The organism is Variovorax cryoconiti, assembly GCF_051216395.1.
In the GTDB taxonomy this organism is placed as follows: Bacteria; Pseudomonadota; Gammaproteobacteria; order Burkholderiales; family Burkholderiaceae_C; genus Variovorax.
On sequence record NZ_JBPJZI010000001.1, the window covers coordinates 262,842 to 287,342 of the forward strand.

The 24,501-nt window shown below is 67.6% G+C and carries 24 protein-coding genes and 1 tRNA gene; 7 read left to right on the forward strand and 18 right to left on the reverse strand.

Annotation, left to right across the window (positions count from 1 at the left end):
• Positions 1-4: 4 nt before the first annotated feature.
• The 5 genes from ACSFA2_RS01380 to ACSFA2_RS01400 all read right to left on the reverse strand — a co-directional run bounded on the left by ACSFA2_RS01380 (position 5) and on the right by ACSFA2_RS01400 (position 5,068).
• Positions 5-859, reverse strand: coding sequence for a prepilin peptidase (locus ACSFA2_RS01380; protein ID WP_435453520.1), 855 nt, complete (start codon positions 857-859; stop codon positions 5-7).
• Positions 859-2,082: a type II secretion system F family protein gene (locus tag ACSFA2_RS01385; protein WP_435453521.1), complete on the reverse strand. Its 1,224-nt coding sequence runs from the start codon at positions 2,080-2,082 to the stop codon at positions 859-861. Before ACSFA2_RS01385 ends, ACSFA2_RS01380 begins: the two co-directional genes overlap by 1 nt.
• A 22-nt stretch (positions 2,083-2,104) precedes the next feature.
• Complete coding sequence (gene pilB, locus ACSFA2_RS01390; protein ID WP_435453522.1) at positions 2,105-3,832, reverse strand: type IV-A pilus assembly ATPase PilB; 1,728 nt, start codon at positions 3,830-3,832, stop codon at positions 2,105-2,107.
• A gap of 115 nt (positions 3,833-3,947) precedes the next feature.
• Positions 3,948-4,024: transfer RNA gene (locus ACSFA2_RS01395), tRNA-Pro, on the reverse strand.
• A 51-nt stretch (positions 4,025-4,075) separates the two neighbouring features.
• Positions 4,076-5,068, reverse strand: coding sequence for a polyprenyl synthetase family protein (locus ACSFA2_RS01400; RefSeq protein ID WP_435453523.1), 993 nt, complete (start codon positions 5,066-5,068; stop codon positions 4,076-4,078).
• A gap of 188 nt (positions 5,069-5,256) precedes the next feature.
• On the opposite strand from ACSFA2_RS01400, the gene rplU reads away from it, so the two are divergent.
• From rplU to proB, 4 genes are all read left to right on the forward strand, one after another.
• Entirely contained in the window at positions 5,257-5,568 is a 312-nt protein-coding gene (rplU, locus tag ACSFA2_RS01405) for a 50S ribosomal protein L21 (protein ID WP_262075052.1), read from the forward strand.
• A 12-nt stretch (positions 5,569-5,580) separates the two neighbouring features.
• Positions 5,581-5,838, forward strand: coding sequence for a 50S ribosomal protein L27 (gene rpmA, locus ACSFA2_RS01410; RefSeq protein ID WP_435453524.1), 258 nt, complete (start codon positions 5,581-5,583; stop codon positions 5,836-5,838).
• 101 nt (positions 5,839-5,939) lie between these two features.
• Positions 5,940-6,995, forward strand: coding sequence for an Obg family GTPase CgtA (gene cgtA / locus ACSFA2_RS01415; protein ID WP_435453525.1), 1,056 nt, complete (start codon positions 5,940-5,942; stop codon positions 6,993-6,995).
• 58 nt (positions 6,996-7,053) lie between these two features.
• Entirely contained in the window at positions 7,054-8,199 is a 1,146-nt protein-coding gene (gene proB / locus ACSFA2_RS01420; protein WP_435453526.1) for a glutamate 5-kinase, read from the forward strand.
• A 7-nt stretch (positions 8,200-8,206) separates the two neighbouring features.
• Here proB and ACSFA2_RS01425 read toward each other — a convergent pair whose 3' ends face one another.
• Positions 8,207-8,704: a CNP1-like family protein gene (locus ACSFA2_RS01425; protein WP_435453527.1), complete on the reverse strand. Its 498-nt coding sequence runs from the start codon at positions 8,702-8,704 to the stop codon at positions 8,207-8,209.
• On the reverse strand, positions 8,691-9,347 hold the full coding sequence (locus ACSFA2_RS01430) for an RNA pyrophosphohydrolase (RefSeq protein WP_435454154.1): 657 nt from the start codon (positions 9,345-9,347) through the stop codon (positions 8,691-8,693). Before ACSFA2_RS01430 ends, ACSFA2_RS01425 begins: the two co-directional genes overlap by 14 nt.
• Positions 9,348-9,469: 122 nt before the next feature.
• Here ACSFA2_RS01430 and ACSFA2_RS01435 point away from each other — a divergent pair, with 122 nt between their 5' ends.
• Complete coding sequence (locus ACSFA2_RS01435) at positions 9,470-11,215, forward strand: proline--tRNA ligase (protein ID WP_435453528.1); 1,746 nt, start codon at positions 9,470-9,472, stop codon at positions 11,213-11,215.
• Positions 11,216-11,217: 2 nt separating this feature from the next.
• Positions 11,218-11,874, forward strand: a complete 657-nt coding sequence (locus ACSFA2_RS01440) for a lytic transglycosylase domain-containing protein (protein WP_435454155.1) — start codon at positions 11,218-11,220, stop codon at positions 11,872-11,874.
• Here the strand turns inward: ACSFA2_RS01440 and paeA are convergent.
• The 6 genes from paeA to hemA all read right to left on the reverse strand — a co-directional run bounded on the left by paeA (position 11,844) and on the right by hemA (position 18,049).
• Entirely contained in the window at positions 11,844-13,172 is a 1,329-nt protein-coding gene (paeA, locus tag ACSFA2_RS01445; RefSeq protein WP_435453529.1) for a polyamine export protein PaeA, read from the reverse strand. The two genes, ACSFA2_RS01440 and paeA, sit on opposite strands and share 31 nt — an antisense overlap.
• A gap of 59 nt (positions 13,173-13,231) precedes the next feature.
• Positions 13,232-14,242 (reverse strand): AAA family ATPase, encoded by a 1,011-nt coding sequence (locus ACSFA2_RS01450; protein ID WP_435453530.1) that lies wholly within the window; start codon positions 14,240-14,242, stop codon positions 13,232-13,234.
• 106 nt (positions 14,243-14,348) lie between these two features.
• On the reverse strand, positions 14,349-14,672 hold the full coding sequence (gene grxD, locus ACSFA2_RS01455; protein ID WP_435453531.1) for a Grx4 family monothiol glutaredoxin: 324 nt from the start codon (positions 14,670-14,672) through the stop codon (positions 14,349-14,351).
• A 68-nt stretch (positions 14,673-14,740) separates the two neighbouring features.
• Entirely contained in the window at positions 14,741-15,580 is an 840-nt protein-coding gene (prmC, locus tag ACSFA2_RS01460) for a peptide chain release factor N(5)-glutamine methyltransferase (RefSeq protein ID WP_435453532.1), read from the reverse strand.
• Positions 15,577-16,665, reverse strand: a complete 1,089-nt coding sequence (gene prfA / locus ACSFA2_RS01465) for a peptide chain release factor 1 (protein ID WP_435453533.1) — start codon at positions 16,663-16,665, stop codon at positions 15,577-15,579. Before prfA ends, prmC begins: the two co-directional genes overlap by 4 nt.
• Before the next feature lie 97 nt (positions 16,666-16,762).
• Positions 16,763-18,049, reverse strand: coding sequence for a glutamyl-tRNA reductase (gene hemA, locus ACSFA2_RS01470; RefSeq protein ID WP_435453534.1), 1,287 nt, complete (start codon positions 18,047-18,049; stop codon positions 16,763-16,765).
• 94 nt (positions 18,050-18,143) lie between these two features.
• Between hemA and ACSFA2_RS01475 the strand changes: the two genes are divergently transcribed.
• Positions 18,144-18,422, forward strand: coding sequence for a hypothetical protein (locus tag ACSFA2_RS01475; protein ID WP_435453535.1), 279 nt, complete (start codon positions 18,144-18,146; stop codon positions 18,420-18,422).
• Here ACSFA2_RS01475 and ACSFA2_RS01480 read toward each other — a convergent pair.
• The 5 genes from ACSFA2_RS01480 to ugpA all read right to left on the reverse strand — a co-directional run bounded on the left by ACSFA2_RS01480 (position 18,419) and on the right by ugpA (position 24,465).
• Complete coding sequence (locus ACSFA2_RS01480) at positions 18,419-20,905, reverse strand: DUF3772 domain-containing protein (protein ID WP_435453536.1); 2,487 nt, start codon at positions 20,903-20,905, stop codon at positions 18,419-18,421. The two genes, ACSFA2_RS01475 and ACSFA2_RS01480, sit on opposite strands and share 4 nt — an antisense overlap.
• Positions 20,906-20,967: 62 nt before the next feature.
• Positions 20,968-21,708: a glycerophosphodiester phosphodiesterase gene (gene ugpQ / locus ACSFA2_RS01485; RefSeq protein ID WP_435453537.1), complete on the reverse strand. Its 741-nt coding sequence runs from the start codon at positions 21,706-21,708 to the stop codon at positions 20,968-20,970.
• 2 nt (positions 21,709-21,710) lie between these two features.
• Entirely contained in the window at positions 21,711-22,718 is a 1,008-nt protein-coding gene (gene ugpC, locus ACSFA2_RS01490) for a sn-glycerol-3-phosphate ABC transporter ATP-binding protein UgpC (RefSeq protein ID WP_435453538.1), read from the reverse strand.
• A gap of 12 nt (positions 22,719-22,730) precedes the next feature.
• On the reverse strand, positions 22,731-23,582 hold the full coding sequence (gene ugpE / locus ACSFA2_RS01495) for a sn-glycerol-3-phosphate ABC transporter permease UgpE (RefSeq protein ID WP_435453539.1): 852 nt from the start codon (positions 23,580-23,582) through the stop codon (positions 22,731-22,733).
• A 1-nt stretch (position 23,583) separates the two neighbouring features.
• Positions 23,584-24,465 carry a sn-glycerol-3-phosphate ABC transporter permease UgpA gene (gene ugpA / locus ACSFA2_RS01500; protein WP_435453540.1) on the reverse strand — a complete coding sequence of 294 codons (882 nt, stop codon included), beginning with the start codon at positions 24,463-24,465 and terminating at the stop codon, positions 23,584-23,586.
• Positions 24,466-24,501 lie beyond the last annotated feature (36 nt).

A 24,501-nucleotide genomic window follows, 5' to 3' on the forward strand; every position in this document is an offset into this window, starting at 1 on the left:
AGGGTCAGAGCCCGACGACGCGCAGGATCGTGTCGGCGCCGAACAGCATGGCGGTGAAGCCGGCACCCGCCAGGAAGGGCCCGAAGGGCACGTAGCCGCCTTCGCGCAGGCCGTTGTTGAATTTGAGCGCCAGGCCTACGATGACGCCGATGACCGAGGCCATCAGGATGATCGGCACCAGCGCCTGCCAGCCGAACCAGGCGCCGAAGGCCGCGAAGAGCTTGAAGTCGCCATAGCCCATGCCTTCCTTGCCGGTCGTGAGCTTGAAGAGCCAATAGATGCCCCACAGCGACAGATAGCCCGCGACGGCGCCCAGCACCGCGGCCGTCAGGCTCACGCCGGTGAAGCCGAGGATGGCGGCCAGCAGGCCGGCCCACAGCAGGGGCAGGGTGATGTCGTCCGGCAGCAGGGTGGTGTCCCAGTCGATCAGCGCCAGCGTCAGCAGCGCGGCCGAAAAGCCGCACCACGCGAGCGCCGCCCACTGTCCCGGCATGCGCCACACGCACCAGGCGAACAGCAACCCGGTGACCAGCTCGACGATCGGGTAGCGCGGACTGATCGTCGTCTTGCACGACGCGCAGCGTCCTCGCAGGAAGAGGTAGCTCAGCACCGGCACGTTTTCGTACCAGCGGATGGCATGGCCGCACTGCTGGCAACGCGAGTGCGGCACCATGAGGTTGAAGGCTTCCGCATGTGCACCCGGCGCTTCAGGTGCCGCGCCATCGATGGCGGCGCAGTCGGCCGCCCATTGCCGCTCGAGCATCTTGGGCAGCCGGTAGATGACGACGTTGAGAAAGCTGCCGATCAGCAAGCCCAGGACGCCCGCGAGCGCGGCGTCCACCCCCTGCGACACCCACATCAGACGACCTGGCCGAGCTTGAAGATGGGCAGGTACATCGACACCACGATGCCGCCGATGATCACGCCCAGGAAGACGATGATGATGGGCTCCATCAGGCTGGACAGGCCGGCGACCATGTCGTCGACCTCGGCTTCGTAGAAGTCAGCCGCCTTGCCCAGCATGTGGTCGATCGAGCCGGATTCTTCGCCGATGGCCGCCATCTGCAGCACCATCGACGGGAACACGTTGGCGTTGGTCATGGCCGAGGTGAGGCTGGTGCCGGTGGAGACTTCCTGCTGGATCCTGGCGGTCGCGTCGGCGTACACCGAATTGCCCGAGGCACCGCCGACGGAGTCGAGTGCTTCCACCAGCGGCACGCCGGCAGCGAACATCGTCGACAGCGTGCGGGTCCAGCGTGCCACGCAGGACTTGTCGATCAGCGTGCCGAAGATCGGCAGGCGCAGCAGCAGCCGGTCCATGACGCGCTGCACCTTCTCGTTGCGCTTCCAGGCCTGCAGGAAGAAGTAGATGCCGCCCCCGAGCACACCGAAGATCAGCCACCAGTAGGAGACGAAGAACTCGCTGATGGCCATCACGATCAGCGTGGGCGCCGGCAGGTCGGCACCGAAGGAGGAAAACACTTCCTTGAAGGCCGGGATCACGAAGATCATGATGATCGCCACCACGATGAAGGCCACCACGACCACGGACGTCGGGTACATCAGGGCCGACTTGATCTTCGACTTGATCGCCTCGGTCTTCTCCATGTAGGTGGCCAGGCGGTCGAGCAACTCTTCCAGAATACCGGCCGCTTCACCCGCCTCGACCAGGTTGCAGTAGAGGTTGTCGAAGTACTTGGGGAACTTGCGGAAGGCGGCGGAGAGCGAGGTGCCGGTCTCGACGTCGCTGCGGACGTCGTTGAGCAGCTTGGCCACGCTCGGGTTGGCGTTGCCGCGGCCCACGATGTCGAAGGCCTGCAGCAGCGGCACGCCGGCCTTCATCATCGTGGCGAGTTGCCGGGTGAAGATCGCGATGTCCTTCGGCTTGATCGACTTGCCGGCCCGCATGCGCCGCTTCTTGACCTTGGTGAGCAGCACGCCTTGCCGCCGCAGCGCCGCCTGCACCTGGTTCGTGCCGGCCGCGCGGAGTTCGCCTCGGACCTGCTTGCCGTTGCGGTCCTTGCCTTCCCATTCGTACACAAACTCCTTGTGTCCGCGGGGCGTGGATGTTGCCGTTGCCATGGGAGATCTCCGCTTGTGAGTGCTATTCGTTGGTGACCGCCACCACTTCCTCGAGCGATGTCAGTCCCTGCATGACCTTCTTCAGGCCGGATTGGCGCAGGGACCGCACGCCCTCGGCTTCCGATTGCTTCGCGATGTCCAATGCGCTGCCGTCGCGCAGGATGATCTTCTGGATTTCCTCGGACACCGGCATCACCTGGTAGATGCCCACGCGTCCCTTGTAGCCACCGTTGCAGGCCGAGCAGCCGACTGGCCGGTATGGTTTCCAGGAACCATCGAGGTCTTCTTCCTTGAAGCCCGCATCGAGCAGCGCTTCGCGCGGCACGTCGGCCGGCGTGCGGCAGACGGTGCATAGCCGCCGCGCCAAGCGCTGGGCGGTGATGAGGATGACGCTGGACGCGATGTTGAAGGGCGCGATGCCCATGTTGCGCATGCGCGTGAGCGTGGTCGGCGCGTCGTTGGTGTGCAGCGTCGACAGCACCAGGTGGCCGGTCTGTGCGGCCTTGATCGAGATGTCGGCCGTTTCGAGGTCGCGGATTTCGCCGACCATGATGATGTCCGGATCCTGCCGCAGAAAGGCGCGCAGGGCCGTGGCGAAGGTCAGGCCGGCCTTCTCGTTGACGTTGACCTGGTTCACGCCCGGCAGGTTGATTTCGGACGGGTCTTCCGCCGTCGCGATGTTGACCCCGGGCTTGTTCAGCAGGTTCAGGCAGGTGTAGAGCGACACCGTCTTGCCCGAGCCGGTCGGCCCGGTAACCAGCACCATGCCGTACGGCCGGCCGATCGCCGCCAGCAGGCGCTCCTTTTCGACCGCGTCGTAGCCGAGCGCGTCGATGCCCAGGCGGGCGCTGCTGGGGTCCAGGATCCGGATCACGATCTTCTCCCCGAAGAGCGTGGGCAGCGTGCTGACCCGGAAGTCGATCACGCGGTCGGGGCCGATCTTGAGCTTCATCCGGCCGTCTTGCGGGATGCGCTTCTCGGAGATGTCCAGCCGCGAAATCACCTTGATGCGGGAGGCCAGCTTGTCCTTGATGACCGGCGGCGGGCTGGCGATCTCGCGCAGTTCGCCGTCGATGCGGAAGCGCACGCGGTACTGGTGCTCGTAGGGCTCGAAATGGATGTCCGAGGCCCGCATGCCGAAGGCGTCGAGCAGCATCTTGTGGAGGAAGCGCACCACCGGCGCATCCTCGACCTCGGCCTGCTCGGCCGCATCGCTGGCGGTTTCGACCGCCGCTTCATCGAACTCGAATTCCGCGCCGACGATGGTGTCGATGCTCTCGGCCGCGCTGACGGCGGCAGCCTCGACCATCCGGGACAGCTTGTCGAATTCCGCGATGACCCAGTCCACGCCCATCTGGGAGGCGAACTTGATCTTTTCGACCGCCTGCTGGTCGGACGGATCGGCCGTCGCCACGATGAGGCGGTTGTTGCGCTTGCTCAGCACCACGATGCGGTAGGCCAGGCACAGCTTGGGGTCGAGCAGGTCCTTGGGCAGGCGCTGCGGATCGATGGCGTCCAGATCGAGCAGCGGTGCGCCGAAGGCGCTGGAGAGCGTATGGGCCAGGTCGGCAGCCGACACCGCACCGGTGCCTGTCAATTCCGCGATGAAGCTCGAGCGCGAAATGAGGGATCGCTGATAGATCTCCTCGGCCGTTTTCGCTGGAAGTTTGCCCGCAGAGATCAACGCTCGGGCTAAGCCTGGGAGGGCGACGGTCGAGCTATCTTTGACGGGAGGTTCGGCAGCGGCCATCAGCGAATGTAAAAAACGTGAAAAAGTGCTTCACGATCATCGCTGATCGCCCTTTGACTGTAAACCGGCGCGCCGTGACGACCGCGCAGCATTTGGCGTTACAGCCACAAAAGGCTGGTCGGGGTGAGAGGATTCGAACCTCCGGCCTCTACGTCCCGAACGTAGCGCTCTACCAGGCTAAGCTACACCCCGATGGTGGTTGCAGGAAAAGAGGAGTCGTCTGGTTTCCCACGGGTGGGTCGTCTAGGCGCGTCGCTCAAGCAACTGAGCCGCTAATTGTAGCAAACCCTCTGCGTGCGAATTCGCAGAAAAACCACGCAATGCATCGATGGCGCGTTGCGCTTCAGCCGCCGCCGCCGCGCGTGTGGCGGCGAGCGCGCCTGTTTCGCGGACGATGGCGACGATGTTGGCCAACTGGCTGGTATCGCCCGTTTCTATCGCGTTGCGCACCAGGGCGCTCTGGGCGGGCGCGGCACGCTGCATGGCCAAAATGAGCGGCAGCGTCGTTTTGCCTTCGCGCAGGTCGTCGCCGACGTTCTTCCCGGTTTCACTGGCATCGCCTTCGTAGTCGAGCACGTCGTCAATCACCTGGAAGGCGGTGCCGATGGCTTGGCCATAGGAGGCGCATGCGTCCTCGGTCGCGGCATCCGAGCCTGCCAGGACGGCGGCGAGGCGGGTGCTGGCCTCGAAGAGCTTGGCCGTCTTGGAGCGGATCACGCGCAGGTAGCCAGCCTCGTCGAGCGAGGCGTCGTGCATGTTCATGAGCTGCAGCACCTCGCCTTCGGCGATCACATTGGTCGCCTCCGCGAGGATCTGCATGACCCGCATGTTGTTCGCGTCCAGCATCATCTGGAAGGCGCGCGAGTACAGGAAGTCACCCACCAGCACGCTCGCCGGATTGCCGAACGATTCGTTGGCGGTGGCGCGCCCACGCCGCAGCGTCGATTCGTCCACCACGTCGTCGTGCAGCAGCGTGGCGGTGTGGATGAACTCCACGACGGCCGCCAAATTGAAGCGCTGTTCGCCCTTGTACTCGAGCGCGCCGGCCATGAGCAGCAACAAGGCCGGGCGCAGCCGCTTGCCGCCCGCCGAGATGATGTACTGCGACACGTGGCTGACCAGCGGCACACCAGTGTCGAGGCGCCGCGCGATCACGCGATCGACTTCTGCCATGTCGGCGGCGATCAGGCCGAGGACGGAGGTGGTCGGGGAGGAGTCGGCGGCGGGACGGGGCAAAGCGAGGGCGGCTGGGCGCTGCGTGAAGTGGAGAACGTCGGCCGAAGGGCCGGGAAGCCGCAAATTATAGGGAGCGCGGCGCAAGCGACAGGCGGAGCAGCGCGATGGTTTGGGCTGCCGGCCAGGGCATGCTAGAATCTTGGGCTCTGCGGAATTCGCCGCCGAGACTCAATTTCTAAGAGGTTTACATGTACGCGGTCATAAAAACCGGCGGCAAGCAGTATCGCGTTGCTTCCGGCGAAAAAATTAAAGTAGAACAGATTGCTGCGGACGTAGGCCAGGAAATCGTGATCGATCAGGTTCTTGCAGTCGGCAACGGCTCGGACATCAAGATCGGCACGCCCCTGGTGTCCGGCGCATCCGTCACGGTCACCGTGCTCTCGCACGGCTTGCACGACAAGGTGCACATCTTCAAGATGCGCCGTCGCAAGCACTATCAGAAACGTCAAGGCCATCGCCAGCAGTTCACCGAACTGCAAATCGGCGCGATCGCCGGTTAAGGAGTAGGCACCATGGCACAGAAAAAAGGCGGCGGCTCCACGCGAAACGGGCGCGATTCCAAGCCCAAGATGCTCGGCGTGAAAGCGTTCGGCGGCGAACTGATCAGCGCAGGCTCGATCATCGTGCGTCAGCGCGGCACCCAGTTCCACCCCGGCGTCAACGTCGGTCTGGGCAAGGACCACACGCTGTTCGCCCTGGTCGACGGCCATGTGTCGTTCGGCATCAAGGGTGCACTGAACAAGCACACGGTCAATGTGACGCCGGCCTGAGCCTCGTCACTTCGATCTGCTCGAAGCCCCGCTTGTCGGGGCTTCTTCGTTTTCTACCTCTCCGCCGCAAGCCGGCCTCCCGTTTGTAAACTGGACATCCCATGAAGTTCGTCGACGAAGCCTTCATCGACATCGCCGCCGGCGATGGCGGCAACGGCTGCGTGTCGTTCCGTCATGAGAAATACAAGGAATTCGGTGGCCCCAACGGCGGGGACGGCGGACGCGGCGGCCATGTCTTCGCGGTGGCCGACGTCAACCTCAACACGCTGGTCGACTTTCGCTACTCGCGCCGGCACGAGGCCAAGCGCGGCCAGCACGGCATGGGCTCCGACATGTTCGGCGCTGCCGGCGACGACATCGTCCTGAAGATGCCGGTCGGCACCATCATCACCGACGCCGAAACCGGCGAGGTGCTGTACGAACTGCTGGTGCCGGGCGAGATGATCACCATCGCCAAGGGCGGCGACGGCGGCTTCGGCAACATGCGCTTCAAGAGCGCCATCAACCGTGCCCCTCGCCAGAAAACACCGGGCTGGCCGGGCGATAAGAAGAGCCTCAAGCTCGAACTGAAGGTGCTGGCTGACGTCGGTCTGCTGGGCATGCCCAACGCCGGCAAGTCGACGCTGATCAGCGCCATCTCCAATGCCCGTCCCCGCATCGCCGACTACCCCTTCACCACGCTGCACCCGAACCTGGGTGTGGTGCGCGTCGGGCCGGAGCAGAGCTTCGTCGTGGCCGACCTGCCCGGCCTGATCGAGGGTGCGTCCGAAGGCGCCGGGCTGGGCCATCTGTTTTTGCGGCATTTGCAGCGCACGCGCCTGTTGCTGCACGTGATCGACCTGGCGCCGTTCGACGACAACGTCGACCCGGTCGCGCAGGCGAAGGCGATCGTCGGCGAGCTGAAGAAATACGACGCCGGGCTGTACGAGAAGCCGCGCTGGCTGGTGCTGAACAAGCTCGACATGGTGCCCGGCGAGGAGCGCGCCGCGCGCGTCAAGGACTTCGTGAAGCGCCTGCGCTTCAAGGGCCCGGTGTTCGAGATCTCGGCACTCACGCGCGAAGGCTGTGAGCCGCTCGTGCAGGCGATCTACCAGCACGTGAAGGCGCAGCAGGTGGCCGAGCAGCCGCCGGCGGACATCGATCCGCGCTTCGCCTGAACACGGCGGTCTCGCGCGGTACCGCCACCGCTTCACCTCCGACCATCGACAGACCCTCATGAGCTCCAGTCCCGGTTCCAACGCACTGCGCGACGCGCGGCGGATCGTCGTCAAGGTGGGCTCCAGCCTGGTGACCAACGAGGGCCGTGGGCTCGACGAGCAGGCGATCGGTGAATGGTGCCGCCAGCTGGCCGCCCTGATGCGCGACGGGCGCGAGGTCGTGATGGTCTCCAGCGGCGCCATCGCCGAAGGCATGAAGCGCCTCGGCTGGCGCACCCGGCCGCGCGAGGTGAACGAGCTCCAGGCCGCAGCCGCCGTCGGCCAGATGGGCCTGGCGCAGATGTACGAGACCAAGCTGCGCGAGAACGGCGTCGGCAGCGCGCAGGTGCTGCTCACGCACGCCGACCTGGCCGACCGCGAGCGCTACCTGAATGCGCGCTCCACGCTGCTCACGCTGCTCGGGCTCGGCGTGGTGCCGGTCATCAACGAGAACGACACGGTGGTCAACGACGAGATCAAGTTCGGCGACAACGACACGCTCGGCGCGTTGGTGGCCAATCTGGTCGAGGCCGATGCGCTGGTCATCCTGACGGACCAGAAGGGCCTCTACACGGCCGACCCGCGCAAGCACCCCGATGCGCAGTTCGTGCACGAGGCGCTGGCCGGCGACCTGGCACTCGAGGCGATGGCCGGCGGCGTGGGTTCGGCCATCGGCAGCGGCGGCATGATCACCAAGATCCTGGCCGCCAAGCGGGCCGCGGGGTCGGGTGCATCGACGGTGATCGCCTGGGGGCGCGAACCCGACGCGCTGCTGCGCCTGGTGCGCGGCGAACCGATCGGCACCTTGCTGGTCGCACAGACCGCCAAGCACCAGGCGCGCAAGCGCTGGATGGCCGACCACCTGCAACTTCGCGGTTCGGTCACGGTGGACGCCGGCGCGGCCGGCAAGGTGCGCAGCGAAGGCAAGAGCCTGCTGCCGATCGGCATGACGGGCGTCGAGGGCGAGTTCTCTCGCGGCGACGTGATTGCCGTGCGCGACCCGAACGGCGTCGAGCTCGCGCGCGGCCTGGCCAACTATTCGAGTGCCGAGGCGCGCATGCTGTGCCGCAAGCCGTCCAGCGAATTCGAGCGTCTGCTCGGCTACGCGGCCGAGCCGGAGATGGTCCATCGGGACAACATGGTCCTGATGGCGGTGACGCGCTGAACGGTCGTTACTGCACTTCCGGCAGCGGATTCTTCAGCCGCTGCACCATTTCGTTGACCGAACCGCGCGGTGCCGCACCGCGGCAGATGCCTTGCTGCGACAGCAGCAGGGTATAGCTCGAATTGAGCGTGAACATCTTCTTCCACTCCGGGTTGGGCAGCACGTCCCACCCATTGCTGCCGTAGCGCGCGTACGACTTCATCTCGCCGGTGGCGCAGCGCACGCCTTCGTAGAAGGCATTGGTCGCACCGCCGGCTTTGTTGTTCGCCACCACGACGTAGCGCACCACGCCGTCACCGGTGATGGCGATGGTGGCCGGGTCGACGCCGAACTTCAGCGTCATGTAGCGGGGCATCTCGATCGGCACCAGGCGGCTTTCGTCGAAAGCCGGGGGCGGCGGCACCGCGCTTTCCTTCCACTCCGGGTTCTCGAACAGCTGGGCCGACGCGCCGCCGGCGGCGCCGAGCAGGCAGGCCAGGGCGAAGGCGCGACTAGCGCGGCGCATGAAACGGATCGGGCGGCGGGGGGAGGTCAGTGGCGGTGTTGGCATTGGGATCCGGGTCGAAGCTGGCGCCCGGCGGCAGGTCGAAGTGATGCGCCGGTCCGGCGTCGGGCGTTTGATGGTCGAAGTCGCGCGTACGCACATTGCTGCGCAGGAAGCGGTTGCGGAAGTCCTGCCGGGGCAGGTAGCGTGCGAGCTCGGTCAGCGCCATCTCGTAGACGCCGCGCTTGAACTCGACCACCACATCGAGTGGTACCCAGTAGTCGTGCCATCGCCAGGCATCGAATTCCGGATGGTCGGTGGCACGCAGGTTGAGATCCCAGTCGTGACCGACCAGCTGGAGCAAGTACCAGATCTGCTTCTGGCCCTTGTAGTGGCCTCGTGCGTCTCGGCGGATGAACCGATCCGGCACCTCGTAGCGCAACCAGTCACGGGTACGGGCGACGATCCGCACATGCTCCGGATGGAGCCCCACTTCTTCGTGCAGTTCCCGGAACATGGCTTGCTCGGGACTCTCGCCGCGATCAATGCCGCCTTGCGGAAACTGCCAGGAGTGGGTGCGTATGCGTTTGCCCCAGAAAACCTGGTTTCTCTGGTTGAGCAGGATGATGCCGACGTTGGGCCTGAAGCCGTCCCGGTCGAGCATAATCAAACCCCAATTTTTGAACTGCGTCGATTATGCCTGCCGGGTCACACTCGGCAAGTGAGCGGTTCCTGCGGCAGCCCGCCGACACCCCCCATTTCCGTTACCCCTTTCGAGCGCGACCGATGAAAGCTTCCCGTTTCTTTGTCTCCACCCTGAAGGAAGCGCCGGCCGACGCCGAAGTCGCGAGCCACCGGCTGATGATGCGCGCCGGCATGATCAAGAAGCTCGGCGCGGGCATCTACACCTACATGCCGATGGGCCTGCGCGTGATCCGCAAGGTCGAGGCCATCGTGCGCGAAGAGATGAACCGGGCGGGCGCTGTCGAGCTGACGATGCCCGTGGTGCAGCCGGGCGAGTTTTGGCAGGAGACCGGCCGCTTCGAGAAGATGGGCCCCGAGCTGTTGCGCATCAAGGACCGGCACGAGCGCGACTACGTGGTGCAGCCGACCAGCGAAGAGGTCGTGACCGACATCGCCCGCCAGGAGATCCGCAGCTACAAGCAACTGCCGCGCAACTTCTATCAGATCCAGACCAAGTTCCGCGACGAGCGCCGCCCGCGCTTCGGCCTGATGCGTGGCCGCGAGTTCACCATGAAGGACGCCTACAGCTTCGACCGCGACCTCGACGCGGCCAAGCTCAGCTACCAGGCCATGGCGCAGGCCTACCGCCGCATCTTCGACCGCTTCGGCCTGACCTACCGCGCGGTGGCGGCCGACAGCGGCGCCATCGGTGGCGACCTGAGCGAGGAGTTCCAGGTGATCGCCGCCACCGGCGAAGATGCCATCGTCTACTGCCCCGACAGCGACTACGCCGCGAACATGGAGAAGGCCGAGGCGCTGGCGCCGACCGCCCCGCGTGGCGCTGCCACGAAGCCGCTTGCCAAGACGCCGACCCCGGGCAAGAGCACCTGCGCCGACGTGGCGGAGCTGCTCGGCGTGCCGCTCGCGACCACGGTGAAGTCGCTGGTGCTGGCGACCGATGTGCTGGACGACGCCGGCAACATCACGGGCTCGAAGGTCTGGCTGCTGCTGCTGCGCGGCGACCACGACATGAACGAGATCAAGGTGGGCAAGCTGCCGGGCCTGGACCAGGGCTTCCGCTTCGCCACCACGGCCGAGATCGACGACCACTTCGGCTGCAAGCCCGGCTACCTCGGCCCGCTGAACCTGAAGCAGCCGGTCACGCTGGTGGCCGACCGCGAGGTCGCCGCGATGTCCGACTGGACCACCGGCGCCAACGAGGTCGACTTCCACATGACCGGCGTGAACTGGGGCCGCGACCTGCCCGAGCCCACGCTGGTGGCCGATATCCGCAACGTGGTGGCCGGCGACGCCTCGCCCGACGGCAAGGGCGTGCTCGCCATCGAGCGCGGCATCGAGGTCGGCCACGTCTTCGTGCTCGGCACCAAGTACAGCAAGAGCATGAACGCCACCTTCCTCGACGAAGGCGGCAAGCCGCAGTTCCTCGAGATGGGCTGCTACGGCATCGGCATCACGCGCCTGCCGGCCGCGGCCATCGAACAGAACCACGATGAGCGCGGCATCATCTGGCCCGACGCGCTGGCGCCGTTCACCGTCGTGCTGTGCCCGATCGGCATGGACCGCAGCGCCGAGGTGAAGCTCGCCGCCGAAACGCTCCACGAGCAGCTCTTGGCCGCCGGCGTCGATGTGCTGCTCGACGACCGCGGCGAGCGTCCCGGCGCGATGTTCGCCGACTGGGAACTGATTGGCGTGCCGCACCGCCTGGTGATCTCCGACCGCGGCCTCAAGGAAGGCCAGTTCGAGTACCAGCACCGGCGCGACACCGCGGCGACCAAGGTGCCGTCTGCCGCCGCGCTCAGCTTCCTGCAATCCAAGCTCGCTGCATGATGATGAAGCCGGCGGCGGACCGAGGCTCGCCCTTGTCCCGCCGGCTGCTGATCGGCGGCGCCACGGCCGGCGCCTTGGCGCTGGCCTTGCCGCGCCGGGCCCTGGCCGGTGCGCAGATCGAGGAGCCGCTGATCGACTCGGTGCGCAATGCGCTCAGTTCGGCCATCCACAACAAGGCGCCGCCGGTGCCGGAGTTCGCCCACACCGAGGCCCGCCTGGCCTACCTGCGCTGGCTGGGCGCGATGAGCGAGCGGCTCAAGAAGAAGATCCCGGGCGCGCAGGAGCGCATCGAGCTGCTGCAGACCATCTGGTACGAAAGCAGGCGCTCGGGACTCGAGGTCAGCCTGGTTCTGGGCTTGATTCAGGTCGAGAGCAATTTCCGCAAGTTCGCCGTGTCGAGCGCCGGCGCGCGCGGGCTCATGCAGGTGATGCCCTTCTGGACGCGCGTGATCGGCGACGGCGATCCGGCCACGCTGTTCCGCATGCAGACCAACCTGCGTTTCGGCTGCGTCATCCTGCGCCACTACCTCGACCGCGAGCGCGGCGACCTGTTCATGACGCTGGGCCGCTACAACGGCAGCCGGGGCCGTGCGCCGTACCCCGACGCCGTCTTCGCCAACCAGCGCATCTATGCCTTCAGCGACCGCGCCACCGCCTGAGCCGCACCCTCGACGTCGGTCACCATGACCTGGTCGATGCGGTAGCTGTCCACGTCCATCACCTCGAAGGTGTAGCCGCCCCAGCTCACGCTGTCCGTGCGCTTGGGCACGCGGCGCAGCATCACCATCAGGAAGCCGGCCAGCGTCTCGTACTCGTCGGCATGGGGCAGGGGCGCGTCGAGGTCGAGCGCGCGCTGCACGTCCTGGATCGGCGTCACGCCGTCGATCAGCCAGGAGTTCTCGTCGCGCCGCACGATCTGCTGCTCCTCGTCCTGCGGGCCGACCAGGTCGCCCATCACCGTGCTCATCACGTCGTTCAGCGTGATCACGCCGACCACCAGGCTGTACTCGTTGACGATGATCGCGAAGTCCTCGTGCGCATGGCGGAACTGCTCGAGCACTTCGGTGAGCGACAGCCGGTCGGGCACCACCAGCGCCTTGTGCAGGGGCACGCCCTGGTCGAGCGCCAGCGGCTGGCCGCTCAGCACGCGCTGGAACATGTCCTTGGCGTCGACGTAGCCGAGCACGTGGTCGATGTCGCCGTCGCACACCGGGTAGGCCGAGAAGGGCTCGGCCACGATGCGCGCGCGCAGCACCGATTCGGGGTCGTCCTTCTGGAACCAGGCGATGCGGTCGCGCGAGGTCATCACGCTGTTCACCAGCCGGGTGTCGAGCTCGAACACGTTGGCGATCACCTGCTGTTCGCGCACCGCCAGCACGCCGGCGCGGGCACCTGCTTCCGTCATGGCCAGGATGTCGGCCGAGGTGATCTGCTCGTCGCGGTGGGCCGGCATGCCCAGCAGCTTGAAGAGCAGGTCGGTGCTGCGGGTGAAGAGCCACACCAGCGGCATGAAGGTGGTGATGAGCACCTGCATCGGCCCGACCATGCGCACCGCGAGCTGCTCCGGGTTGTTCATGCCCAGCCGCTTGGGGAACAGGTCGGCGAACACCAGGAAGACCGCGATGATGGTGACGAAGGAGGCCGCGAAGGCTGCGGCCTGCGCCGTGTCGGGGCTGAACCACAGGTCGAACAGCCGCGCGAAGTAGGGGCTGAGCGAGCCTTCGCCGACCACGCCGCCGAGGATTGCGACGGCGTTCAGGCCGATCTGCACCACGGTGAAGTAGTGGCCGGGCTGTGCCTGCACGCACAGCACGCGCTCGGCCCGCACGTCGCCCTCGTCGGCCATCTGGCGCAGCCGCAGGCGCCGCGAGGCGGCCAGCGTGATTTCGGCCAGCGAGAAGAAGGCGCTCAGGGCGATGAGCACGACGATGAGGAGCAGGCTTTGGGTGAGGGTCATGGCGGTCGCGGGAACCGCCAATGGTGCCACGGCGGGCGCCTGCCGCCGTGACGCTCGCCTTACTGCACGAAGCCGATGCGGCTGCGGCCCGTGGCGCTGCGCGGCAGGTCGTCGACCTGCACGTCTTCACGGTGTGCCAGGCGCGCATTGCCGAAGCCGGTCATCAGCGCGCGGCGCATCTCGCGCGGCGCCACGGCCGCCAGGTGATCGAGCACGTCGTCGCTCGGCTCCGGCGACACGAGACGGCCCCAGTCGTGGTCGGCGCGGATTGCGGCGTAGAGCTGCCGCGCGATCTGCCGGGCGGCCTCGTGCGACGGCGCCTCGACCTCGAACACGTTCATGCGGTTGAGGATCGGCTCCGGAATGCCGCGCGCGTCGTTGGCGGTGGTGATCCAGATCACCTGGCTGGCGTCGATCGGCACCTCGGCGAACTCGTCGACGAAGGCATGCGCCGTGTCGTGCTCCAGCAGGCTGTAGAGCGCGCCGAGCGGGTCGTACTGGGCGTCGGTGCCGGCCTTGTCGATCTCGTCGATCACCATCACCGGGTTGGCGTACTGGCCGTCGACCAGCGCCTCGAAGACCTTGCCCGGCTTGGAGCCCTTCCATTGCGACGACGCGCCCGACAGCAGCCAGCCGGCCGTCATCGAGCTCATCGGCACCAGCGACATGCCGGTGCCCAGCAGGTCGGCCAGCTTCTTGGCGAAATGGGTCTTGCCGATGCCCGGCGGGCCGAGCAGCAGGATCGGGGTCACTTCCAGCCCGTCGCGGCTGTCCTGCGCCAGGGCGACGTGGCGGCGCACGTCGTCGAGCACATCGGTGAAGTTGGGGAGCTGGGCGTACAGCGACGCCATGTCCGGCACGCCGCTGGGCTTGACCTGGAAGCGGTCGGGGCCGCGTTCGAGCATGCGTTCGTAGGTGCTGCGCAGGTGCTCGTGATCGCGATCGGGGAGCTTGGCGAGCTTGCGTTCGACGTCGTGCGGCTGGAACACGCTGCGCAGCTGCGCTACAGGCAGCTGGAACGATGATGACGACGAAGCAGGGACCAGGTCGTGGGACGAGCGGGAATCCATGAACACCTCCGATTGCGGACAGTCCAACACAGCATAAGGCGTGCCGGACACGATCGGATGTGGATGTTTTCGCGCTTTCCCGTGTTCGCGACAGCCGTGCGGCGCGTCAGGCGGGCGCGCTGATCACCTGCTGCAGTTCGCCGGACTCGTACATCTCCATCATGATGTCCGAGCCGCCGACGAATTCGCCCTTGACGTAGAGCTGCGGGATGGTCGGCCAGTTGCTGTATTCCTTGATGCCCTGGCGGATCTCCTGGTCGTCCAGCACGTTGACGGTCTTGAGCGCCTTGGTGTCGACGCCGACCGCCTTGAGGATCTGGATCGCACGGCCGGAGAAGCCGCACATGGGGAAGCTGGCGTTGCCCTTCATGAAGAGCACGATGTCGTTGGTCTTGACGAGGTCGTCAATGCGTTGCTGAGCGTCGGGCATGGTGGGGACTCCTGGATTGGGCTGAGGGGATTATTTCACTGCAGCGGTTTCTCCGCCGCCGGTGGGGGTCAAGCCCCGGCGCGCCGTGCGCCGGAGCAGCGTTCGATGCCGGCCAGGTCGGGGCGCGACTGCGCCGCCTCCAGGCCGGCCGCGGTCAGCAGCGCGCGCACCGCGGGGGCCTGGTCGTGGCCATGCTCCAGCAGCAGCCAGCCGCCGGGCGCGAGGTGGGCCGGCACGTCGGCGACGATGCGGCGGATGTCGTCGAGCCCGTCGGTGCCGGACACCAGCGCCGCTGCGGGCTCGTGCGCCAATGCTGGCAGGTGCGGGTCGCCCGCGGCGATGTAGGGCGGGTTGGAGACGATCAGGTCGTAGCCCGACGCAGCGCCCGCCAGCCAGTCGGCCTGGGCGAAGCGCACCGCCAGGCCCAGCCGCCGCGCATTGGCACGCGCCACGGCCAGCGCGTCGGCGCTGGCATCGACCGCGTCGACTTGGGCATCGGGCCGCGCATGCTGCAGCGCCAAGGCGATCGCGCCGCTGCCGGTGCCCAGGTCGAGCACCTTCGGGCGCACGCATCCCTGTACGACTTCAAGCGCCCAGTCGACCAGGGTCTCGGTATCCGGCCGCGGCACCAGCACGCGGGCGTCGACCTGCAACGACAGGCCGTGGAACTCCTTTTCGCCCAGCAGGTAGGCCACCGGCTCGCCCGCCCGGCGGCGCGTGCACAGGGCGGCCAGCGCCGGCCAGGCGTCAGCCGGCAGCGCGTCGCCGTCATGGGCCAGCAGCCAGGCGCGATCGTGCACCGGCCGGCCGAGCGTGTGCAGCAGCAGCAATTGGGCGTCGAGGCGGTCGAGGCCAAGCGCGGCGACTGCGCGCAAGGCTTGGGCGACCGTGTCCGGTGCCGTAGTCATGCCGGCAGGCTCGATTCCAGCTCGGCCAGCTGCTCGGCCTCGCGCGCGGCCTGCAGGGCGGCCAGCACGTCGCCCAGGTCGCCTTCCATGATCGACAGCAGCTTGTAGAGCGTGAGGTTGATGCGGTGGTCGGTGAGCCGGCCCTGCGGGAAGTTGTAGGTGCGGATGCGGTCGCTGCGGTCGCCGCTGCCGACCAGGCCCTTGCGTAGCGCCGCATCCTTGGCGGCGCGCTCGCTGCGGTCCTTCTCCTGGATGCGCGCCGACAGCACCTGCAGCGCCTTGGCCTTGTTGCGGTGCTGGCTGCGGTCGTCCTGGCACTCGGCCACGATGCCGGTCGGGATGTGCGTGATGCGCACCGCCGAGTCGGTCTTGTTGATGTGCTGGCCGCCGGCGCCGCTGGCCCGGTAGGTGTCGATGCGCAGGTCGGCCGGGTTGATCTGCACCGCCACCGTCTCGTCGGGCTCGGCCAGCACCGCCACCGTGCAGGCGCTGGTATGGATGCGGCCCTGCGTCTCGGTGGCCGGCACGCGCTGCACGCGGTGGCCGCCGGATTCGAAGCGCAGCTGGCCGAACACGTCGTCGCCCACCACGCGGACCACCACTTCCTTGTAGCCGCCCAGTTCGCTCTCGCTCTCGCTCACCACCTCGCAGCGCCAGCCGGCGCGCTCGAAGTAGCGCGTGTACATGCGCAGCAGGTCGCCCGCGAACAGGGCGGATTCGTCGCCCCCCGTGCCGGCGCGGATTTCCAGGAAGGCGTTGCGCGCGTCGTCCGGGTCCTTGGGCAGCAGCAGGCGTTGCAGCTCGTCTTCCAGCTTCAGCAATTCCTCTTCGGCGCCGGTGATTTCTTCCTGCGCCATCTCCGCCATGTCGGGGTCGTCGAGCATCTCGCGCGCCCCGGCCAGGTCGGCCTCGCGCTGCTGGTAGCGCGCATAGCGCCCGGCGATCTGCGTCACCTCGGCATGCTCGCGCGAGATGACGCGGTATTGCGCCATGTCGGACATGATGTCCTCGCGCGAGAGCAGGAAGTCCAGTTCGCCGAGGCGTTGCGCATAGCGCTCGAGTTGGTGGCGCAGGAAGGGTTTCACGGAGAGAACGGCCAGAAGAAAGAGAAGGGCGTCGCCATGGGCAACTGGGAGCGCGGGGAGCGGCGGCCGCTGCGGGCCACCCAGCGAACCGGCGTCGCTAACGCTCTTTGCGCGGTTCGCTGCGCAGGAACAGGCGCGAGATGGTCTGCGCCGTCTGCTCGCGCGCGGCGGCATCGCCGGCGTGCAGTTCTGCCAGCGCGCCGTGCAGCATCTTCTGCGTGAGGCCGCGCGACAGGGCTTCGAGCACCGCGTCGACCGATTCGCCCTTGGCCAGCAGCTTGCGCGCACGGGCCAGTTCGGCGGCGCGCCATTCGTCGGTCTGCGCATTGAGCTGCTGGATCAGCGGCACGGTGCCGCGCTGGCTCAGCCAGTGCATGAAGTTCTGCACGCCGGCGTCGATGATGACCTCGGCCTGCGCCACGGCGGCCTGGCGGTTGGCCTGGCCCTGTTGCACCACCTGGGCGAGGTCGTCGACGGTGTAGAGGTACACGTCCTCCAGCGCCTTCACCTCGGGTTCGATGTCGCGCGGCACGGCCAGGTCGACCATGAACATCGGGCGATGCTTGCGCTGCTTGAGCGCGCGCTCGACCGCACCCAGGCCGATCAGCGGCAGCGTGCTGGCGGTGCAGCTCACCACGATGTCGAATTCGGCCAGCCGCGCGGGCAGGTCGGCCAGCCGCATGGCGGTGCCGCCGAAGCGCGTGGCCAGCTTCTCGCCGCGCTCGAGCGTGCGGTTGGCGATGGTGATGGACTTCGGCTCCTTGGCGGCGAAGTGCGTGGCGGCCAGGTCGATCATCTCGCCCGCGCCGACGAAGAGCACCCGCGTTTCCTTGATGTCCTCGAACAATTGGCCCGCGAGGCGCACCGCGGCGGCGGCCATGCTGATCGAATGCGCGCCGATCTCGGTGGCGGTGCGCACTTCCTTGGCGACCGCGAAGGAGCGCTGGAACAGCTGGTTGAGCGTGCTGCCGAGCGCGCCGGCGCTTTCGGCGGCGCGCACGGCGTCTTTCATCTGACCGAGGATCTGGGCCTCGCCCAGCACCATGGAGTCGAGCCCGCTGGCCACCCGGAAGGCATGGCGCGCCACGGCGTCGTCGTGCAGGGTGTAGGCGTGCGAGCGCAGCAGGGCCGGGGAGACGCCGCCGCTTTCAGCCAGCCAGCCGACCGTGTGGTCCAGCGCGGCGGCATGCTCGGCGGCGCAGTAGATCTCGGTGCGGTTGCAGGTGGAGATGATCGCCGCCTCGACGGCCGGGTGCCGGCCGGAGGCGAAAGAGGTGCGCAGGCTCTGCAGCGTCGGGGCGATCTGGTCGAGCGCGAACGCGAAACGACCGCGCAGGTCGAGCGGCGCGGTCGTGTGGTTCAACCCGAGGGCCCAGACTGACATAGACCGCGATTATAAAATTTGTGGAGCGCCGCGCCGTTTGACGCCGCGCAAGTCCCGCCCCGCCGCTGCGGCATGTCCCGATTCACTGTCCCAGATGCCGCCCCTCGCCTTCATCGACCACCTGCTCAACTTCGTCGCGCCCGCCTTCTTCATGGCGCTGACCCTGGTGCTGGCCGCGCGATGGCTGCTGCGCCGGCAGGCCGGATCGCCCGGCTTCTGGACGCAACTGACCATCAACTTCATCGCGGGCGTCGCCGTGCTGGCCATTGGCCTCGTGTACTTCGGCCGCGACGGGAAGATGGCCACCTACGCCGCCCTGGTGGTGGTGTGCGGCACCGTCCAGTGGTTCGTTGCGGGTGGCTACCGGCGCTAGGCCGTGGGCGGCAGCGCGGCCGTGACCGGCGGCGGCTCGCCCGGCACGGTGGGCTGCGGCGGCGGCGGTGCCGCGTAGGCGACCAGCGGCAGGTCGGCCTGCTTCAGCCCGTCGAGCATGCTGAAGAGCAGGTCGCTGCGCACGCCGCCGGCCAGCCGCGGGCTCTGCACGTACGCGATCACCTGGAAGATCAGGAAGCCGTTCTCGATGCCGTCGAGCATCACCGACGGCGCGGGCATCGGCAGGATGCCGTCGTGCGCACTGCAGGCGGCCAGCAGCACCTCGCGCGCCCGGTTGGCGTCGGTGGTCAGCGGCATCGGCAGGCGGATCAGCACGCGGCCTTCGGCGTTGGCCAGCGTCATGTTGCGCACGGTCTTCGTGATGAATTCCGAGTTGGGCACGATCAGCGTCGAGCGGTCGCCCAGCTGGATCTCGGTGGCGCGCACGTTGATGCGCCGCACGTCGCCCTCGGCGGTGCCGAGCACCACCCAGTCGCCCACCTTCACCGGCCGCTCCGCCAGCAGGATCAGGCCCGAGATGAAGTTCTGCACGATGGCTTGCAGGCCGAAGCCGATGCCCACCGACAGCGCACTGGCCACCCACGCGATGCGCTCGACGCCGATGCCCAGCGCCGACAGCGCCGAGGCGATCACCAGGATGCCGCCGACGTAGCCCAGCAGCGTGGTGAGCGAGCTGCGCATGCCCGGCTCGAGCGTGGTGCTCGGCAGGTAGCTGTTGTCCAGCCAGCGCTTGAAGATCCGCAGCGCCACGAAGCCGATGACCAGCACCCCGAGCGCGCCGAGCAGCGCACCCGGCACCAGCTCGAACTGCCCGACCTTGAGGCTGGCGCCGACCTGCCCGCTGCGCTGGAACAGCTCGTCGGGCGTGGTGCCCAGCGGCGCCAGCAGCGCGATGACCAGGTAGAAGAAGAGCGTGACGCGGAGCACGCCTGACAGCACCACCGCCGCCTGGTCGAGGGTCGTCGGCGCCGCGTTCAGGCTTTTCTGCAGGCGCTGGCCCACGTTGCTGCGCGAGGACAGCAGCGCCATCGCCAGGTCGTCGAAGAACTTGAACAGCAGGTAGGCCGCCGCCGCCACCACGCCGGTCCAGACCAGCTGACTGGCGATGAAGCTGGCCAGCGACACGTAGCCGACAGCCACCAGCACGCAGATCGCGATCAGCACCGCCGCGACGCCGCCGGTCAGCAGGCCGACCCAGAGCGGCCGTTCCGGCAGCGGCTCGGCCGCATCGGCCGGCGATTCCGTGCGCTTGGCGTCGACCGGCTTGCCGGTGTCGGCGGTGCCGAGATCGGCCTCGGGCAGGCGCAGCCGCATCACCATGATGGCCGTGAGCGCGGTCAGCGTCAGCGCGCTCGCCGCATGCGTGACCACGGTGGCCGCGAGGCTGGCATCCATGATCGTGATGACCTGCGTGGTGAGCCAGCTCAATGTGCTGACGCCGGCGATCAGCCACGGGAAGAAGGCCATGCGCGCGGCCATGCCGTCGGCCATGGGCGGCAGCCGCCAGGACGGGCGGCGCTGTGCCAGCAGCGCCCGTCCTAGGCCGATCACGAAGCCCACGAAGAGCGCGAAGCGGGCCACCGCCTCGCCCAGGCGCTCCGCCATCGGGCCCCAATCGCCCGCGTCCTGCAGCGACTGCCAGGCCCACTGCGCCGCCAGACCGACGATGAACACCGTCGCCACCACCGTGCTGAGCGCCAGCAACGAGCGCCGCAGGCGGCCCTTCGGAAAGACCCGCGACGCCAGCTGCGTCAGCGCGTGCTCGGTGGCCCAGGTGCCGACGAAGGCCAGCAGCAGCGCGCCGACGAGGACCGCGATGACCGTGCCGCCGTGCTCGCCGCGCAAGGCGGTCGAGGCGCCGGTGCGCACTTCCGTGGCGAACGACTTCAGCCGGTCGCTGTCGGTCGGCCAGGCGGTGGCGATGCCGCGCCAGAAAGCGCCGCTCAGGGGCGAGTGCGAGCGCTCGAGCAGCCGTGCCTCGAACAGGGCGCGGCGCTGCGACCGCAGGTCGCTGGCGCGCTGCTGGGCGTCGACCGACACCAGCCGCGCCAGGCGGATGTCCGCATCGAGCGCGTTGCGCTCCTTCTCCAGCGCGGCGCGCTGGCGGGTGATGTCGGGGTCTTCCGCGGTGCCCTTGGGCGGTGCCGCGCCCAGTTCGCCGAGGCGGGCGTTGAGGTCGGCCAGCGGCCCCGAGCGCGAGGCCACGAAGCGCTGGGCGAGGGTGACGATGTCCTGCGTCTCGGTGACGAAGGCGGTGATGTCCTCGTTGCGCTCGACCGTTTCGGGAATCTTGTCGAGCCGCGCGCGCAGCGCGGGCACGGTCACTTCGGGGTCGAGCGGGGCGCTGCTGTCTGCCGCCGGTGCTGCGGCAGCCGTCGTCGTCGATTGCGCCCAGGCGGCGCCAGCGGTGGCGAGCAGCGCCGCCAGAAGCCAGGCCGCGAGCCAGCGTGGAAAGAATGTCATCGGGCCGATTATGGAAGCCCGGCCCGTGACAGAACGCTACCGGCGGCAGCGAGGCCGATCGCTCAGCGGGTCGGGCTGAACAGGTCGACCCGGTCGGTGATGATGCCGTCGGTGCCGAGGGCGATGAGCCGCTCGGCTGCCCATTCGTCGTTCACCGTGTAGCTCAACGTGCGCAGCCCGGCGTCGCGGGCCTGCGCGACGGTGTGCACGTCCCACAGCGCGTGGTTGCAGGCGATGGCCACGCAGCCCAGGTCGCGTGCCGCAGCGAGCCAGCCGTCCCACAGGGTGTCGAGCAGCAGGCCGCGCGGCAACCCCGGCGCCGTGTCGCGGGCGCCGGCCAGCGCGTCGGTCTTGAAGGAGGTGAGCAGCGGCGGGATCGCCTGGTCCGCCCACAGCCGCTGCGCATCGCGCGCGACGATTTCCCCGGTACGACGCTCGGCGCCGGGCGTCGGCTTGATCTCGATGTTCAGCAGGAAGCCGCTGTGCAGGCAGAAGCGCGCGGCGTTCTCCAGCGTGGCCAGCGGCTCGCCGGCGTAGGCGCGCGAGTGCCAGCTGCCGGCATCGAGTTGCGACAGCGCGTGCCAGGGCTGGTCGCCGCCGACGCCGTGGCCGCTGGTCGTGCGCTCCAGCGTGCTGTCGTGCATCAGGAAGGGCACGTCGTCGGCGCTCAGCTTGGCGTCGCACTCGAACATGCGGTAGCCGTGCTGTGCGCCCAGCCGAAAGGCCGCCAGCGTGTTCTCCGGCGCGAGCTTGCCGGCGCCGCGGTGGGCGACCCAGCGGGGGTAGGGCCAGTCAGCGCGCATCGTCAGGCAGCACGTTTTCCAGATCCGGCGTCGAACCAGTGCAGGCGGTCTTGCGGTGCCGAGATGTGCACCGTGTCGCCGGCCGTCGGGGGGTGGTCGACCGCGTCGGTGCGCATGATGATCTGCTCGTCGCCGATGCGGCCGTACACCAGGCGCTCGGCGCCCAGCAGTTCGACGTGCTCGACCTGCACGGTCCAGCCGGTCTGGTCGAGCTTGAGGTGCTCGGGCCGCACGCCGAGGATGTGGCCGGGGCGCACGCCCGGTGCGTGCTTGAGCAGATTCATCGGCGGCGAGCCGATGAAGCTGGCGACGAAGGTCGTCGCCGGGCGGTTGTAGACCTCTTCGGGCGTGCCGAACTGGTCCATCACGCCACCGTTCATCACGATGATGCGCTGCGCCAGCGTCATCGCCTCGACCTGGTCGTGCGTGACGAAGAGCGAGGTGATGCCCAGCTCGCGGTGCAGCTTCTGGATCTCGATGCGGGTCTGCGCGCGCAGCTTGGCGTCGAGGTTCGACAGCGGCTCGTCGAACAGGAAGACCTGCGGCTGGCGCACGATCGCGCGGCCCATGGCCACGCGCTGGCGCTGGCCGCCCGACAGCTCGCGCGGCTTGCGCTCGAGCAGGTGGCCGAGCTCGAGGATCTTCGCGGCCTTGTCGACCCGCGTCTTGATCTCGGGCACCGGCACCTTGGCGATCTTCAGGCCGTAGGCCATGTTGTCGAACACGCTCATGTGCGGGTACAGCGCGTAGTTCTGGAACACCATGGCGATGTCGCGTTCCGACGGCTCGAGGTCGTTGACCACGCGGTCGCCGATGCGGATCTCGCCAGCGGAGACTTCCTCCAGCCCGGCGACCATGCGCAGCAGCGTCGACTTGCCGCAGCCCGAAGGCCCGACGATGACGATGAACTCGTGGTCGGCGATCTCGGCGCTCACGCCGTGGATGACCTGGTTGGCCTTGGGGCCGACGCCGTAGCGCTTGATGACGTTGCGAAGGGAAAGAGCAGCCATGCGAATCTCGTTTTATTTCTCTGTATCAACCAGGCCCTTGACGAACCACTTTTGCATCAGCACCACGACCAGCGCAGGCGGCAGCATCGCCAGGATGGCGGTAGCCATCACGACGTTCCATTCGTTCTGACCGTCGCCGCCGGCGATCATCCGCTTGATGCCCACGACCACCGGGTACATGTCCTCGCCGGTCGTTGCCAGCAGCGGCCAGAGGTACTGGTTCCAGCCGTAGATGAACTGGATCACGAACAGCGCCGCGATCGAGGTCTTCGACAGCGGCAGCAGCACGTCGAAGAAGAAGCGCATCGGGCTTGCGCCGTCCATGCGCGAGGCCTCGGTGAGTTCCTCGGGCACCGTCAGGAAGAACTGCCGGAACAGGAAGGTGGCCGTGGCCGACGCGATCAGCGGTACCGTGAGGCCCGCGTAGGTGTTCAGCAGGTTCAGGTCCGACAGCACCTGGTAGGTCGGCAGGATGCGCACTTCCACCGGCAGCATCAGCGTCACGAAGATCGCCCAGAAGCAGATCTTCTTGAAGGGGAAGCGGAAGTAGACGATGGCGAAGGCCGACAGCAGCGAGATCGTGATCTTGCCGATCGAGATGACCATGGCGGTCACGAAGCTGACCCACATCATGTGGGCCACCGGCGCGTTGGAGCCCGCCGCCGACGCCCGGCCGAACAGCGCGCCCTTGTAGCTGTCGATGAAGTTGCTGCCGGGCAGCAGCGGCATCGGCGCCTGCACGATCTCCTGCGCGGTGTGCGTGGAGGCGACGAAGGCCAGGTAGAGGGGGAAGGCGACGATGAGGACGCCCAGCACCATCACCACATGCGCCAGGATCCCATGGGTTCCGCGTTTTTCGACCATCTCAGTAGTTCACTTTCTTCTCGACGTAGCGGAACTGGACGACGGTCAGTGCGACGACGATCAGCATCAGCACGACCGACTGCGCGGCCGATCCGCCCAGGTCCATGGCCTTGAAGCCGTCGTAATAAACCTTGTAGACCAGGATCGCCGTGTCCTTGCCCGGGCCGCCCTGGGTCGCCGCGTCGACGATCGCGAAGGTGTCGAAGAAGGCGTAGACGACGTTGATCACCAGCAGGAAGAAGGTGGTGGGCGAGAGCAGGGGGAACTGCACCGTCCAGAAGCGGCGCCACGGGCGGGCGCCGTCGATAGCGGCGGCCTCGATCAGCGACTTGGGGATCGACTGCAGCCCGGCCAGGAAGAACAGGAAGTTGTACGAGATCTGCTTCCACACCGAAGCCATCACGATCAGCGTCATGGCGTGGCCGGAATTGAGCAGGTGGTTCCAGTCGATGCCGAGCTTGCCCAGCGCATAGGCCACCACGCCCAGGGACGGCGAGAACATGAAGACCCACAGCACGGCCGCGACGGCCGGTGCCACCGCGTAGGGCAGGATCAGCATGGTCTTGTAGAAGGTCGCGCCACGGGTCACGCGGTCGGCAAACACGGCGAGCATCAGCGACAGGCTGATGCCGATGCCGGCCACCAGCACCGAGAACAGCGCAGTCGTCTTGAACGACTCGACGTAGCTCGGGTCGTCGAACAGCTGCCGGAAGTTGTCCAGGCCGACGAATTCGACCGAGGTGCCGAAGGGGTCCTGCTGCTGCAGCGACTGGAACAGCGCCTGCGCTGCGGGCCAGAAGAAGAACACCAGGATGACCAGCATCTGTGGTGTCAGCAGAAGCCACGGCAGCCAGCCGGAGCGGAAGAAGACGCGTTTTTCCATAGGAACCCTGGATAAAGAAAACCCGCCGGGCTCGAA